The sequence below is a fragment of the Arthrobacter oryzae genome, from assembly GCF_037911235.1.
In the GTDB taxonomy this organism is placed as follows: domain Bacteria; phylum Actinomycetota; class Actinomycetes; order Actinomycetales; family Micrococcaceae; genus Arthrobacter; species Arthrobacter oryzae_E.
This window is the reverse complement of sequence record NZ_JBBLYW010000071.1, coordinates 169,961-183,422: the sequence shown is the minus strand read 5'-3', so window position 1 is coordinate 183,422 and position 13,462 is coordinate 169,961. Positions and strand designations below refer to the sequence as shown.

Here is a 13,462-nt window from a genome sequence, read left to right as displayed (position 1 = left end):
CGTGTTGTGTTGCATCAGGCACCCGCCCTTAGGCGGGAGCGCCGGCCTGTTCCAGCTGCTGCCGCTGGATTTCCAGCAGCCGGTGGCGGTCCGCCCGGCGCTGTTCCTGCCGGTCCGGATCGGGTACCGGGGAAGCCAGCAGGAGCCGCTGGGTGTAGGGGTGCTCCGGTTCCCGGGTGACGACGTCGGCCGGACCCTGCTCCACGATCTCGCCGTGGTACATCACGGCAACGCGGTGGCTGATGTGCCGTACGACGTCCAGGTCGTGGGAGACGAAAAGGTAGGACACGCCGGTGTCCTTCTGGATCTGCAGAAACAGGTCCAGGACACGCGCCTGGGTGGACAGGTCCAGTGCGCTGACGGGTTCGTCGCAGACGATCAGCTTGGGTGAGAGGGCCAGCGCCCGGGCAATAGCCACGCGCTGGCGCTGCCCGCCGCTGAACTCCCGCGGCAGCCGGTGGATGGCGTCCGAGGGCAGCCCCACCTGGTCCAGCAGCTCCTTGACCCGCTTCTTGGCCGCCGCCTGTTCCATGCCCTGCACGCCGAGCGGTTCGGCCAGGATGTCGCCGATCTCCAGTGCCGGGTTCAGCGAGGTGTAGGGGTCCTGGAACACCACCTGGAGGTCCCGGCTCAGGGTGCGCCGCTGCCTCCGCGTGGCGTGGCTGATGTCCTTGCTTTCGAAGATGATCTTTCCACCGGTCACGGGGGCAAGGCCCAGGACGGCCCGGCCAAGGGTGGTCTTGCCGGAACCGGACTCCCCCACCAGGCCCAGGGTCTCGCCCTGGCCGATGGTGATGTTGATGTCCGTCAGGGCCCGGAACGGCTTGGCGCGGAACTTCTTGCTGGGGTATTCGACCACCAGATTGTCCACCCTCAGGAGCGGGGTGGTTTCCTTGACTTCCACAGTGCTCACGCGACCGGCTCCTTCTGGCTGGATACAAGCATGGACATGGGGGTTTTGCCTTCAAGCATGGAGGCCAGGAGGGTCTGCGTGTACTGCTCTTTCGGGTTGCGGAGGATGTCGCGGACGGAGCCCTCCTCCACGAGCCGGCCGTTCTGCATGACGGCCACCCTGTCGCAGAGGTCCGCCACCACCCCGAAGTTGTGGGTCACCAGGATCACGCCGATGTTCAGGCGCTGCTGGAGTTCGCGCAGGAGGTCCAGCACGTCGGCCTGCACCGTGACGTCCAGGGCGGTGGTGGGCTCGTCCGCGATGACCAGGTCCGGTTCGCAGCTGATGGCGCCGGCGATAAGCACCCGTTGGGCCATCCCGCCGGAGACTTCATGCGGGTAGGCGTTGAAGGTCCGTTCCGGATTGGCGATGCCGACGTCGGCCAGGAGCTTCAGCGCCCGCTTGCGGGCTTCGTCCTTGCTGATGCCGAGCACCCGCACCATGGGCGTGACCAGCTGGTAGCCGATGGTGAAGGCGGGGTCCAGGTTGCTCATCGGTTCCTGCGGAATGTAGGAAATCCGCTTGCCGCGCAGCGTGGACAGCCGCGCCTGGTTGACGCGTTCGTCGCCCGGGGCCACGGTGTAGTTGCCGTCGAACTGGATGGAGCCGGCCACGATGCGGGCGTTGTCCGGAAGCAGGCCCAGGATGGAGAAGGCTGTCTGGGACTTGCCGGAGCCGGACTCCCCCACGATGCCAAGGATCTCGCCGCGGTCCACGTGGAAGGAGACGTCGTCCACCACCTTTTTGATGGAACCGTCAGCCTGCGGGTAGCCCACGCCGAGATTGGTCACTTTCACCAGGTGGTGCTCGGTGCCGGCGTCCACGGCGGCAACCGCCGCCTTGCGTGACGGGCGCACCGGGGCGGATGCCGCCGTCGTACTCGCTCCCGTGCCGGGCGCTGCCTTTTTCTTGCGGTGCTTGATTTTTTCCCCGTCCTCCAGGGCATCGCGGATGGCGTTGCCCAGCAAAACCAGGCCGCCGATGGTGAGCGCCATGGCCAGCGCCGGCCAGAAGAGCAGGGTGGGGGTCAGGTAGACGTTCTTGAAGCCCTCGGAGAGCATCACGCCCCAGGTCGCTTTGGAAGGATCGCCCAGGCCCAGGAACTCGAGCCCCGACTGGATGGCGATGGCCACACCGGCAATGGCCGCGGTCTGGATGATGATCGGGGCGCGGACCACGGAGAAGATGTGGCGGGCGATGATGCTCCAGTCCGAAAGCCCGGACACCCGGGCGGCGTCAACGTAGAGCTCGTTACGGACGGACTGGACGGCGGTGCGCGTCAGCCGGAAATACGCCGGGCTGATGAGGATGCCGAAGGCAATCATCGAGATCCAGACCGAAGGGCCGAAGGCGGCGCGGATGGTGAGCAGCACAATGAGGCCGGGAAGGCTCATGGTGATGCTGACAACCCAGTTGGAGACGGCCTCGAACGTGCCGGAGTAGTAGCCGGCGATCAGCCCGGACGGCAGGCCGATGGCGATGGCGACTCCGGCGCAGAGCAAAGCCGACAGCAGCGTCAGCTGTGCACCGAAGAGCAGGCGGCTCCAGACATCGCGGCCTGCACTGTCCGTGCCGAGGATGTTCACCGAGTCGGGCGCGGCCAGGGTCTTGGCAATGTTCGCGTAGTTCTCGTCGAACGGCGCCAGGACGGGGGCCAGGAGCGCGAGCAGGGAGATGGTCAGCAGGATCAGCAGCGCAGCGATGCCGAGAGGGTTCCTGACCAGGCGCTTGAAGACGTTGGAGCGGACCACCGTGCCGGACTGGCCGGCCTGCATCGGGGAGGCAGCTGCGGTGACCGCGACCGTTTCTACAGAATCGCTCATGACACACGCACTTTCGGATTGAGCCAGCCATTAAGGATGTCCACCAACAGGTTCACCACGATGACGACGACCACCGTGTACATCACGACGCCCATCACCACCGGAAGATCCGTCTGGGTGGTTGCCGTGACCGCCAGCGGTCCCATGCCCGGGAGGGCAAAGATCTGCTCGATGATCACCACACCGCCCAGCATGCCGATCAGCTGCAGGCTCAGCACTGTCAGGCCGGCCGGGGCGGAGCTGCGCAGCACGTGCTTGAACAGGATCTCGCGCTCGCCGATGCCCCGGCTGCGCAGGGTGCGGACGTAGTCCCGCTCAAGCTGTTTGATGACGGCGCTGCGGATTTGCTGCGCGCCGCCGGTGACGCCGTTGATCAGCAGGGCGATCACCGGCAGGGACATCGAATAGACCCAGGCGTCCGCGCCGGAGTCCGGTGAAATGGTGCTCGTGGCGGGGAAGAGGCCCAGCTGGATGGCCAGGACGGTGACCAGGATGACGCCGATGACGAACCCCGGGACGGAGTCGCCGATGATGGCGCCAACCTGGACCACCCTGTCCACCCAGCCGCGCTTGACTGCGGCGGCCACACCTATGAGTGCGGCACAGATGGCGATCAGGATCATTGCAACGAAGACCATGGTCATGGTGACCGGAATCCGGCTGGCCAGGGAGTTGGCCACCGGCTCGGAGGTGAACCATGAGGCACCAAGGTTCCCCGTCAGCGCATCGCCCACCCAGGCGAAATAGCGGACAACGAGGGGCTGGTCCAGCCCCAGTTCCTGTTCCTTCAAGGCCACCTGTTCAGCGGTGGCCTGATCGCCCAGGATGTTCCGGGCGATGCTGCCGCTGGACATGTACAGCAGGAAGAAAGTGAGTGCCGAGACAACAAGCAGCACCACCACCCCGCTGCCCAGCCTTTTCGCAATGAACCTGATCATGGTGTCCTACTTGGCGGGTGAGTAGTTGTAGATGGACGGGACGGCCTGCTGGATCTGCGGCGTCACGTCAACCTTGGAGTTGTGGTAGTACATCTGGTTGACGCGGAACAGCGGTGCGAACCAGGCCTGCTCCACCACGTACTTGTTGACGTCCTGGGCCAGCTTTCCGGCGTCGGCTCCACCGCCGCGCACGGCCTCGATCTTGGCGTCCAGCTCCGGATTGGCGTTCTTGAACGGGTTGTAGAGCGCCTTGGTGGAGATGATCTGGTTGATGGCCACCGTGGGCTCGCCCTGGAAGAGGGAGAAGTACATGGTGGTGTATTTCTGCGCAGCCACATCGGAGGTAAACGTGTTGGTCAGCGCAGCACCGACGTTGAGCGTGATGCCGACGTCAGCCAGCTGCTGCTTCACCACGGAGATCTGGGTTTCGAAGTTCGGGACGGCCGGAATGTCCAGCGTGAGGCCCTTTTCGTAGCCGGCTTCCTTGAGGAGCTGCTTGGCCTTCGCCGGATCGTAGCTGTAGTGGTTTTCCAGCTCTTCAGTCCAGGCTCCGCTGGCCTTGCCGAACGGCTGTGACGTGGGAGTGCCCTGGCCGAGCATGACCTGGTCCAGGATGGTCTTGCGGTCGAAGGCGTAGTTGATGGCCTGGCGGACCTTGACGTCCTTCAGTGCCGGGTTCTTGGCGCCGTCGCGGTCCAGCAGCAGCAGCCCCTGCCAGTCCACCTCGTTGGCGGCGAGCTTCATCTTGGCGCCCTCGGCCTGCTTGCCCGTCTTGGGATCCAGGATGGTGGCGTCGACCTGGCCGGAGACCAGGGCGTTGGTGCGCGCCGTGATGTCCGCCAGGATCTTGAACGTGAGCTTCTGGTACTTCTGCAGGTCCTTGTTCCAGTAGTCCTTGCGCGCATTGAACACGGTCTGCGAATCCTTGACCGACGCGGCCTTGTCCATGACATACGGGCCCGAACCTGCCGGCTCGGTCTTGATGCCTTCGGAGCCGAGGGCTTCGGGGCTGCCCATCAGGCCGGCGGCCTGGCTGAGGAAATACTCCAGCGCCGGATCCGGCGTGGAGAGGTTGATGTCGATGGTGTCCGCATCCACGACGGCAACATCGGAGACCGACGCGAGCTGGGCCATCTGCGGGCCGTTGGCCTTCTTGAAGTGGTCCATGTTGGCCTTGGCAGCCTCGGCGTCGAACTTGGCGCCGTCGCTGAAGGTGACGTCGGTGCGCAGGTCAACCGTGAGCTTGGTGTTGGCCTCGTTGTACTTCCATTCGGTCGCCAGCATCGGGCTGAGCTTTCCGTCCGGTTCGCGCAGGATCAGCGTGTCGTAGACGGCCTGGTAGGGCTGCAAAACGTGGCCAACATGTGCCTGGGCCGGATCCCAGGACCGTACGTCCTGGATGGTTCCGATGGTCAGGGCAGTGGCAGCAGCCCCCGCGCCGGGGCCGGACTTTGCGGTGCCTCCGCACGCGGTCAGCGCGAGCGCCGCGCTGACGGTGAGGGCGGTCGCTGCCGCCTTGGGACCTAACTTCATTGTTGGCTCCTTGGATCTGTGGAACGTGAGACTTTCGGAAAGAGGTCGGTGTGGCGTGGACCACACCGGCCTTGTGAGATTCAGAGTACGCATTACTGCCCTATTTGGCAACCGATTGTCAAAGATGTTGCAATGTTGCCTTGTGGCGTTCAGAAATGAAACGTTCTAACACGTTTTACGGGATACAACCGGTTGCGATCGCGGGCCCTTACAAACGGTTGCGGCGCGCGTCAGGAGACCGCTGCGGCAGCTTCGGGGTAGCTCTGCCGGTAGACGTCCTTGATGATGCGCAGCGACTTTTCCGCCTCCGCGGGGCTGATCCAGAACGGCTCCGGCTCCTCCAGCCGGGCATAGAAGTCCTTGATCAGCAGCTCGTGCGAGACACCCCAGTAGGACCTGCCGCCGGAGTCGCTCCTGCGCTCCGGCACGACGTCCACCCGCCCGTCCGCATGCGTCACCGTCAGGTCGCCGCGCAGGCTCAGCACCGCTTTCTCAGTGACGACGTCGAGTGTCACCGGCGCGTTGAACGCATTGGCCAGGGTGGCGTAGAACGCGCTCCGGGCACCGTTGGCGTGCTCCGCCACGAATTCAGCGGTGTCCTCCACCTCGATCGTTTCGCCCAGGAACCGCGTGGAAGCGTTGCCGCTGACCGCCACCACGTCCCCCACCAGCCACTGGAGCAGGTCCACGGTGTGGATGGCCTGGTTCATCATCAGCCCGCCGCCGCCACCGGCCCAGGTGCCGCGCCACGGCCGGCTTTGGTAGTACTCGGCCGAGCGCTGCCACAGCACGGTTGCGGACGCACCCACCACGGACCCCAGCTCGCCGGACTGCAGCAGGGCGTGCATGGCCTGCGACGTTGCGTTGTACCGGTTCTGGAAGCACACGGCGATTTTCGCCCTGCCCGCCGAGGCCGCCTCGACCAGCCGCGCACCTTCGGCCAGGGTGTGGGCCAGGGGCTTCTCCACGATGACGTTGACGCCGCGTTCCAGGCAGTCCGCAGCCAGCGCGGCGTGCTGGTCATGCGGGGTGCAGATATGCACCACATCCGGCCGCACGGCGTCGATCAGGCTCAGGTGGTCGGCGAAGCCGGGGACGCCGTAGGCGGCCACCGCGGCAGCCAGCCGCTGCGGATCCGCATCGCATACCGCCACCAGCGTGGCGCCGTCGAGCTTTGCCAATGCCTCGAAGTGCACGGCTGAAACGTCGCCGCAACCGATGACCGCCGCCGTCGTACTCAAGAGAGTTCAACCCCGTTCTTCGCGGCCAGCGCGGCAAAGGCCCGGGCCGCGATACCGAAGGCCACCGGCCCCGAGAAGCCGCCCAGTTCATGGGCGCTGGCCAGGTGCGGTTCCAGCGAGGCGAAGCCCTTAAAGCCGTCCGCCTTCAGGGCAGCGATGGTGGCATCCAGCTCGCCGTCGCCTTCGCCGGAGGGCACCACTTCGCCGGTGGTGGACAGCGCATCCTTGACCTGGAAGTACTCGAGGTACGGCCGCAGCATCGCGTAGCCGTCGGTGTAGGGCTTGACGCCCACCTGCACAAAGTTGGCGTTGTCCCAGGCGATGCGCAGCGCCGGGGAACCCACCGTCGTCATGATGTCCAGGACGCGCTCGGGGGTGTCACCGTAGATGCCCTTTTCGTTTTCATGCAAAAGTACGACGCCGGACTCGTCAGCCAGCGCTGCCAGCGCACCCATGCGGGCCATGACGTCGTCACGGATGTCTTCAGCGCTCTGGCCGTCCGCACGGTAGAAGGAGAAGATCCGGATGTACTTGGTGTCGAGGCCCTTGGCCACGGAAATGATCTGGCGGAGGCGCTCCAGCTCGTGTTCCACCGGCAGGCTCACGTCCACCTTGCCGATGGGGCTGGCCACCGCGGACACCTTGAGGCCCTTTTCGGCGAGAATGTCCTTGAGCGTGGCAACCTGCTGCGGTTCCAGCTCGGAAACATTGGTGCCCCAGGCGCTGCGCACCTCGATGTGGCTGGCGCCCAGGGCCAGCAACACGGCGGCCTGCACTACCGGGTCCGGATCAATTTCATCGCCGAAGCCTGAGAGCGGCCAGACTGCGGTTGTTGTTTCGCTCACGCGGATCTCCTGGGTTTCGCGGCCGCCGCACGGGCAGCCCTCATTCGGCTCAGTGCGGTGACGCAGTTCACAAACGGTGTCCCGCCCAGTTTAGCCAGCGTGACGGCTTGTGACAACCGGTTGCCATTCTTTGACAATCTGTGGCATTCTTGGCAGAGCGGATCTGTGTCGGCAGTCACAGTCCTGTTCAACCGACCCGGCCGTCACGGCCCGGCCACCACGTTCAGAGAGGAGCGCCGTGGCTACGACGCAACCAGCAGCAGTGGACCGCCCGCCCACCATCCACGACATCGCCGCGCTCTGCGGTGTGGCGGCCTCCACCGTTTCCCGGGCGCTTTCCACGCCGGACAGGGTCAACATCAGGACGCGCCAGCGGATCGAGGCGGCCGCGGCACAGCTGCACTACATTCCCAACAGCCAGGCCAAGGCGCTGAGTTCAGGCCGCACCGGCGCCGTGGGTGTGCTTGTCCCGGACATCACCAACCCTTTTTACTTCGACCTCATCAGGGGCACCCAGCTCCAGCTCAAGGCGGCAGGCTACACCCAGCTGCTGGTGGACACGGAGGAATCCGACGAGGTGGAAGCCAGCACCATGGAACAGCTGCGCAAAAGTGCCGACGGAATCGTGGTGGCCGCCTCCCGGCTGACTGACGAGGCCCTGCTCGCGGCTGCGGCGAAAATGCCCATGGTCACCATCAACCGTGACGTCCCCGGCGTCCCCGCAGTCCTCATCGACACCCCGTCCGCCACCAGCCAGGCCCTGGACCACCTCATCTCGCTGGGCCATACCCGCATCGCCTACATGGCCGGACCGCCCACGTCGCAGTCCAGCGAACGCCGCTGGACTGCCCTGTCCGTCGCAGCCGAGGAGCGCGGGGTGGAAGTGCGCCGGCTGGGGCCGTTCGCTCCCAAGACGCAGTCCGGTGCGGCCGCCGCGGACGCCGCCGTGCACAGCGGGGTCACGGCCTGCATCGCGTTCAATGACCTCATCGCCATCGGCATGCTCCAGCGGCTGCGCGAACGCGGCATCCGGGTTCCGGAGGACATGAGCATTGTGGGCTGCGACGACATCTTCGGCGCCGACTTCTGCAATCCGCCGCTGTCCACCATGGCGTCCCCGATCGAACAGGCCGGGCGCGTGGCGGTGTCCATGCTGCTGGCCCAGCTGAACCCGCTGGCCGGCGGCGGCACCCGCAGCCGGTCCGTCATGCCCACCCACCTCACGGTCCGCGCCTCCACCGGGCCTGCGCCGTTGTCCTGATCGGCTGCTGGCGCGGGCGCCGGGCCGCAGGCTCCGGCTCCCCCGCCGGCGTAATTCCCGGCCTGATTCAGGCGGACACAGTTGAGCATGGTTGACACTGCTGACTAGTCTGGATCACATGCGCGAACTCCAGGCCAGGATCATTGAAGAAATGGGCGTCCAGCCCCGGATCGACCCCGCCGGGGAGGTGCGCAAACGCGTCACTTTCCTGAAGGAGTACCTCAAGGCGACGGGCACCAAGGGCTATGTCCTAGGCATCTCCGGAGGCCTCGATTCGTCGCTCGCGGGCCGGCTGGCCCAGCTTGCCGTGGAAGAGCTCGAGGCGGAAGGCACGGAAGCCAATTTCGTGGCGGTCCGCCTTCCGTACGGCGTGCAGCATGACGAGGACGACGCCCAGGCCGCCCTGGACTTCATCAAGGCCAAGACAGAGTGGACGTTCAACATCTCCGCAGCGGTGGACGGCTTCGAGGACGAATTCGAGAAGACCGTGGGCAACGGCATCTCCGACTTCCACAAGGGCAACACCAAGGCCCGCACCCGCATGATCGCGCAGTACGCCCTTGCCGGCGAGCACAACTACCTGGTGATCGGCACGGACCATGGCGCTGAATCTGTCACCGGGTTTTTCACCAAATACGGCGACGGCGGCGCCGACATCCTGCCGCTGTTCGGGCTGAACAAGCGCCAGAACCGGGCACTCCTCGCTGAGCTCGGCGCCCCGGCCCGGATCTGGGAGAAGGTCCCCACGGCCGACCTCCTCGACGGCAAGCCCGGCCGCACCGACGAGGACGAGCTCGGCCTGAGCTACGACCAGATCGACGACTACCTCGAAGGCCGCGACGTCCCGGACGCCGTTGCCGAGTCGATCGAGCAGAAGTACCTCCGCACCCGCCACAAGCGCACGGTCCCGGTCACCATCTTCGACACCTGGTGGAAATAGCCCTAGATTGGGCTAGCCGCCCGGCCGGGCGGCACCCGCGCTGAAGCCCACCTGCGGCACTGCGCTTCGGCCGGCGGCGGGCCAAACCGGGGCACTTTGAACCTTGGCTGGCCCTTTCCGGCCCCAAATGCCGGCGTGTCCGTGTCAATGTGCCCCACGGCGGCCGGTTGGCTCCGCCGGACAGGACCAGCGCCCGCCGTCGTCGGCTCCTCTCCAAACCCTCAGGCGCCGCCCGGTGACCGCGTCAGCAGCGTGGAGATCCGGTGCGCCTCTTCCATCAAGAGGCGGCCCAGGGTTTCCTGCCGGTCGCCGCGGAAGCGCGGCTCGATCCCGGTCAGCGACAATGCCCAGGCAGGGCGCCCGCGCTGGTCGAACACCGCCGCCCCCATCCCCCAGCTGCCCTCCAGCACCAGCCCGGGGTTCACCGAGTATCCGGCCTGCCGGGTCCTGGCCAGGTTCTCCCGGACCAGGGCCTCGGTGTGGCCTGCGGCGAAGGTGCCGGCGTGCGCGGCCCAGTCGGCCAGTAGCTCTTCCTGCTCCGCCTCGGGCAGGAACGCCATGATCGCGGTTCCGGCGGATGCCACGCCCAGCGGGAACCGGACGCCTTCGTGCAGCACGAAGGAGCGAACAGGGAAGCTGCCTTCCTCCCGGAGCAGGCACACCGTTTCCGCTCCGCGGCGGATGGAGAAGAAGGCGCTTTCACCGGTCTCTTCGGCCAGCCTGCGAAGGCTGGGCCGGGCGATGTCCTCCAGAGGAAAACGGGCAGAGGCCACGGACCCCATCAGCAGGATCTCCGGACCCAGCACCCAATTGCCGCTTTGGGGGTCCTGGTCCAGGAGCCCTTCGGAGGCCAGCGAACTCAGCAGCCGGTGCACGGTGGGGCGGGTGAGGCCGGACTCGCGGACCAGTTCGACCAGCGGTGAGCCTTCCGGCTTGCGTCCGACAATGCGCAGCAGGGACGCGACGCGGCTGACGACTTGTGCGCCCTGGACCGGTAATGAAGACATCTTTTTTCCTCGGACTTTGTGTTTGACCTGCCAAACCATCCATATTATGGACAGCTGCCAGTCTACCGTCCACACTATAAAAAAGGCATAGTTCCGGCCGAAAACGTCCATTGACAGCCCCCATTTCAGCGCCGTAGGCTCCAACAGCAGAGGAGTAGTCCACAAAGTGGATTGCGCCAACGGCTCAATGAGGAGATGCAATGTCAAAGGTAAAATCCGGCGCGGCCGCCGCGCTGCAGGACGTGCTACGGGACGGCATGACGCTCGCCGTCGGAGGCTTTGGCCTCAGCGGCATCCCGGCAGACCTGATCGAGGCAGTCCGCGATTCCGGCGTCAAAGACCTCACCGTCGTCTCCAACAACATGGGCGTGGACGGCAAGGGCCTTGGTGTGCTGATCGAAGCCGGACAGGTCCGCAAGGTGATCGCCTCCTATGTGGGCGAGAACAAGCTCTTCGCCGAGCAGTACCTCGCGGGCAAGCTGGAGGTGGAGTTCACCCCGCAGGGCACCCTCGCCGAGCGCCTCCGCGCCGGTGGCGCCGGCATCCCGGCTTTCTACACCAAGACCGGGGTGGGCACCCTCGTCGCAGAGGGCAAGCCGCTCGCGGAGTTCGACGGCGAAACTTTCGTCCAGGAACGCGCCATCAAGGCCGACGTTGCCCTCGTCCACGCCCACACCGCCGATACCGACGGCAACCTGATCTACCGCTACACCGCGCGGAACTTCAACCCCGTGGTGGCAACGGCGGGCGCGGTGACCGTCGCTGAGGCCGAGGTAATCGTGGAGCCCGGGCAGCTGGACCCGAACCACATTGTCACCCCCGGCGTGTTCGTTCAGCGCCTGGTGCAGGCGAGCAGCCGGGTCAAGGACATCGAGCAGCGCACGGTCCGCCCCCGCACCGCGGAGCCCGTCTCCGCCTAGCCTAGGCCCGAACGAACACTTAAGCCCCCGAAGATTTCAAGACCCCAAGGAGAACCCCATGGCCTGGACCAGGGATGAAATGGCTGCCATCGCGGCCGAAGAACTGAACGACGGCGACTACGTGAACCTGGGCATCGGCATCCCCACGCTGGTGGCCAACAACCTGCCCGACGGCGTCCGCGTGGTCCTGCAGAGCGAGAACGGCCTGCTCGGCATGGGTCCCTTCCCCTACGAAGGCGAGGAGGACGCCGACCTCATCAACGCCGGCAAACAGACCGTAACGGTCCTGCCCGGCGGGAGTATCTTCGACTCCGCCGCGTCCTTCGGCATGATCCGCGGCGGGCACGTCAAGGTCGCCATCCTGGGCGCCATGCAGGTGTCCGGCGACGGCGACCTCGCCAACTGGACCATCCCCGGCAAGATGGTCAAGGGCATGGGCGGTGCCATGGACCTCGTGGCCGGGACACCGCGCGTCGTGGTCCTGACCGAGCACAACGCGAAAGACGGCACGGCAAAGATCGTTAAGGAATGCACCCTCCCGCTCACCGGGCTGAGCTGTGTTGACCGCATCATCAGCGATCTTGCCGTTTTTGATCTTGAAAAGACGGACGACGGCGGCCGGCGGCTCACGCTGACCCGCCTCGCACCCGGCGTCACCGTGGAGGAACTCCGCGGGAAAACCGAAGCCCGCTTCGACGTCGCCGCATCCCTCGATGCAACACCCACCCTTGAAGGAGCCACAGCATGAGCCTCAAAGAACAGTTTGGCAAGGACGTCCTGCTCACCGGCTGGGGCCACAGCCGCTTCGGCAAACTCACTGACGAGACCCTGGAATCCCTGATCGTGCAGGTCGCCACGGAGGCGATCGGCAACGCCGGCATCGAGCCCGGCCAGATCGACGAAATCTACCTCGGCCAGTTCAATTCCGGCATGATGCCCCTGGCCTTCCCGTCCTCGCTGGCCCTGCAGGTCTCGGAGCAACTGGCCAACGTCCCCTCCACCCGGGTGGAGAACGCCTGCGCCTCCGGGTCGGCCGCGTTCCAGCAGGGCACCAAGTCGCTGCTGGCCGGCACCGCCAAGACCGTCCTCGTGATCGGCGCCGAGAAGATGACCCACGCCGGAGCCGACGTCGTCGGAGCGGCACTGCTCGGCGCGGACTACGACATGGCCGGCAAAGCTTCCAGCACCGGCTTCACCGGCCTGTTTGCCGAGGTGGCCAAGCATTACGAGAAGCGCTACGGACCCGTTTCGGACGTGCTGGGCACCATCGCCGCGAAGAACCACCGCAACGGCGTGGACAACCCCTATGCACAGCTCCGCAAGGATCTCGGTGAGGAGTTCTGCCGGACCGTCTCGGACAAGAACCCGATGGTGGCCGATCCGCTGCGCCGCACCGACTGCTCCCCCGTGTCCGACGGCGCCGCCGCCGTCGTGCTTTCCGTCTCGCCCACCGGCGGGGCAACCGCCCCGGTGCGGCTCGCTGGATTCGGCCATGCGAACGACTTCTTCCCCACCGAGCGCCGCGACCCCACCGCCTTCAACGCGACGCGGGCCTCCTGGCAGCGCGCGCTGGGGATGGCCGGCGTCGGGCTTGAGGACCTTGACTTTGCCGAAGTGCACGACTGCTTCACCATCGCCGAACTGCTCATGTACGAGGCCATGGGGCTGACCGAACCGGGCCAGGGCACCCGGGCCGTGCAGGAAGGCTGGGTCTTTAAGGACGGCAGGCTGCCCATCAACGTCTCGGGCGGACTCAAGGCCAAGGGCCACCCCGTCGGTGCCACCGGAGTATCGCAGCATGTCATAGCAGCCATGCAGCTCACCGGAACCGCCGGCGGCATGCAGCTCGCCAATCCCCGCCGCGCCGCGGTGCAGAACATGGGCGGCGTCGGCATCGCCAACTATGTCAGCGTGCTCGAGGCGGTCTAGGAAAACCCGCGATGGGCCGGGAACCGCAGGGAGGAGCAGGCAGGGGTCACCACTGTCTTTTGATACTGCGGTT

12 protein-coding genes are annotated in these 13,462 nt (G+C 66.0%); 5 read left to right on the top strand and 7 right to left on the bottom strand.

Going from position 1 to position 13,462, the window contains the following annotated elements; genetic code table 11:
* Positions 1 to 28: 28 nt before the first annotated feature.
* From WMN78_RS20910 to WMN78_RS20885, 6 genes are all read right to left on the bottom strand, one after another.
* On the bottom strand, positions 29 to 913 hold the full coding sequence (locus WMN78_RS20910; RefSeq protein WP_425341192.1) for an ATP-binding cassette domain-containing protein: 885 nt from the start codon (positions 911 to 913) through the stop codon (positions 29 to 31).
* Positions 910 to 2,775 carry a dipeptide/oligopeptide/nickel ABC transporter permease/ATP-binding protein gene (locus tag WMN78_RS20905; protein ID WP_340535660.1) on the bottom strand — a complete coding sequence of 622 codons (1,866 nt, stop codon included), beginning with the start codon at positions 2,773 to 2,775 and terminating at the stop codon, positions 910 to 912. Before WMN78_RS20905 ends, WMN78_RS20910 begins: the two co-directional genes overlap by 4 nt.
* Complete coding sequence (locus tag WMN78_RS20900; protein ID WP_340535659.1) at positions 2,772 to 3,713, bottom strand: ABC transporter permease; 942 nt, start codon at positions 3,711 to 3,713, stop codon at positions 2,772 to 2,774. The genes WMN78_RS20905 and WMN78_RS20900 overlap by 4 nt, the downstream gene beginning before the upstream one ends.
* 6 nt (positions 3,714 to 3,719) lie before the next feature.
* On the bottom strand, positions 3,720 to 5,246 hold the full coding sequence (locus WMN78_RS20895) for an ABC transporter substrate-binding protein (RefSeq protein ID WP_340535658.1): 1,527 nt from the start codon (positions 5,244 to 5,246) through the stop codon (positions 3,720 to 3,722).
* Between the two features lie 230 nt (positions 5,247 to 5,476).
* Complete coding sequence (locus tag WMN78_RS20890) at positions 5,477 to 6,487, bottom strand: Gfo/Idh/MocA family oxidoreductase (RefSeq protein ID WP_340535657.1); 1,011 nt, start codon at positions 6,485 to 6,487, stop codon at positions 5,477 to 5,479.
* Entirely contained in the window at positions 6,484 to 7,332 is an 849-nt protein-coding gene (locus tag WMN78_RS20885) for a sugar phosphate isomerase/epimerase family protein (protein WP_340535656.1), read from the bottom strand. The genes WMN78_RS20890 and WMN78_RS20885 overlap by 4 nt, the downstream gene beginning before the upstream one ends.
* A 238-nt stretch (positions 7,333 to 7,570) precedes the next feature.
* Between WMN78_RS20885 and WMN78_RS20880 the strand changes: the two genes are divergently transcribed.
* Together WMN78_RS20880 and nadE are read left to right on the top strand one after the other, a co-directional pair.
* The gene (locus tag WMN78_RS20880; protein WP_340535655.1) at positions 7,571 to 8,593 is read left to right on the top strand and encodes a LacI family DNA-binding transcriptional regulator; all 1,023 of its coding nucleotides are present in this window, start codon (positions 7,571 to 7,573) and stop codon (positions 8,591 to 8,593) included.
* Positions 8,594 to 8,711: 118 nt separating this feature from the next.
* On the top strand, positions 8,712 to 9,533 hold the full coding sequence (gene nadE, locus WMN78_RS20875) for an ammonia-dependent NAD(+) synthetase (protein WP_340535654.1): 822 nt from the start codon (positions 8,712 to 8,714) through the stop codon (positions 9,531 to 9,533).
* Positions 9,534 to 9,754: 221 nt separating this feature from the next.
* Here the strand turns inward: nadE and WMN78_RS20870 are convergent, their stop codons facing one another.
* Entirely contained in the window at positions 9,755 to 10,540 is a 786-nt protein-coding gene (locus WMN78_RS20870; protein ID WP_340535653.1) for an IclR family transcriptional regulator, read from the bottom strand.
* Between the two features lie 200 nt (positions 10,541 to 10,740).
* On the opposite strand from WMN78_RS20870, the gene WMN78_RS20865 reads away from it, so the two are divergent.
* From WMN78_RS20865 to WMN78_RS20855, 3 genes are read left to right on the top strand one after another with little or no spacing between them, the layout of a single operon-like run.
* Positions 10,741 to 11,460, top strand: a complete 720-nt coding sequence (locus tag WMN78_RS20865; RefSeq protein ID WP_340535652.1) for a CoA transferase subunit A — start codon at positions 10,741 to 10,743, stop codon at positions 11,458 to 11,460.
* A 58-nt stretch (positions 11,461 to 11,518) separates the two neighbouring features.
* A complete protein-coding gene (locus WMN78_RS20860; protein WP_340535651.1) occupies positions 11,519 to 12,208 on the top strand; it encodes a CoA transferase subunit B in 690 nt (229 codons plus the stop codon).
* The gene (locus WMN78_RS20855; RefSeq protein WP_340535650.1) at positions 12,205 to 13,389 is read left to right on the top strand and encodes an acetyl-CoA acetyltransferase; all 1,185 of its coding nucleotides are present in this window, start codon (positions 12,205 to 12,207) and stop codon (positions 13,387 to 13,389) included. The genes WMN78_RS20860 and WMN78_RS20855 overlap by 4 nt, the downstream gene beginning before the upstream one ends.
* The last annotated feature ends 73 nt before the right edge of the window (positions 13,390 to 13,462 follow it).

Coding starts and splice junctions, on each gene's coding strand:
- WMN78_RS20855 (WP_340535650.1), top strand. CDS start 12,205: ATGAGCCTCAAAGAACAGTTTGGCAAGGACGTCCTGCTCACCGGCTGG.
- WMN78_RS20895 (WP_340535658.1), bottom strand. CDS start 5,246: ATGAAGTTAGGTCCCAAGGCGGCAGCGACCGCCCTCACCGTCAGCGCG.
- WMN78_RS20900 (WP_340535659.1), bottom strand. CDS start 3,713: ATGATCAGGTTCATTGCGAAAAGGCTGGGCAGCGGGGTGGTGGTGCTG.
- WMN78_RS20870 (WP_340535653.1), bottom strand. CDS start 10,540: ATGTCTTCATTACCGGTCCAGGGCGCACAAGTCGTCAGCCGCGTCGCG.
- WMN78_RS20865 (WP_340535652.1), top strand. CDS start 10,741: ATGTCAAAGGTAAAATCCGGCGCGGCCGCCGCGCTGCAGGACGTGCTA.
- nadE (WP_340535654.1), top strand. CDS start 8,712: ATGCGCGAACTCCAGGCCAGGATCATTGAAGAAATGGGCGTCCAGCCC.
- WMN78_RS20860 (WP_340535651.1), top strand. CDS start 11,519: ATGGCCTGGACCAGGGATGAAATGGCTGCCATCGCGGCCGAAGAACTG.
- WMN78_RS20905 (WP_340535660.1), bottom strand. CDS start 2,775: ATGAGCGATTCTGTAGAAACGGTCGCGGTCACCGCAGCTGCCTCCCCG.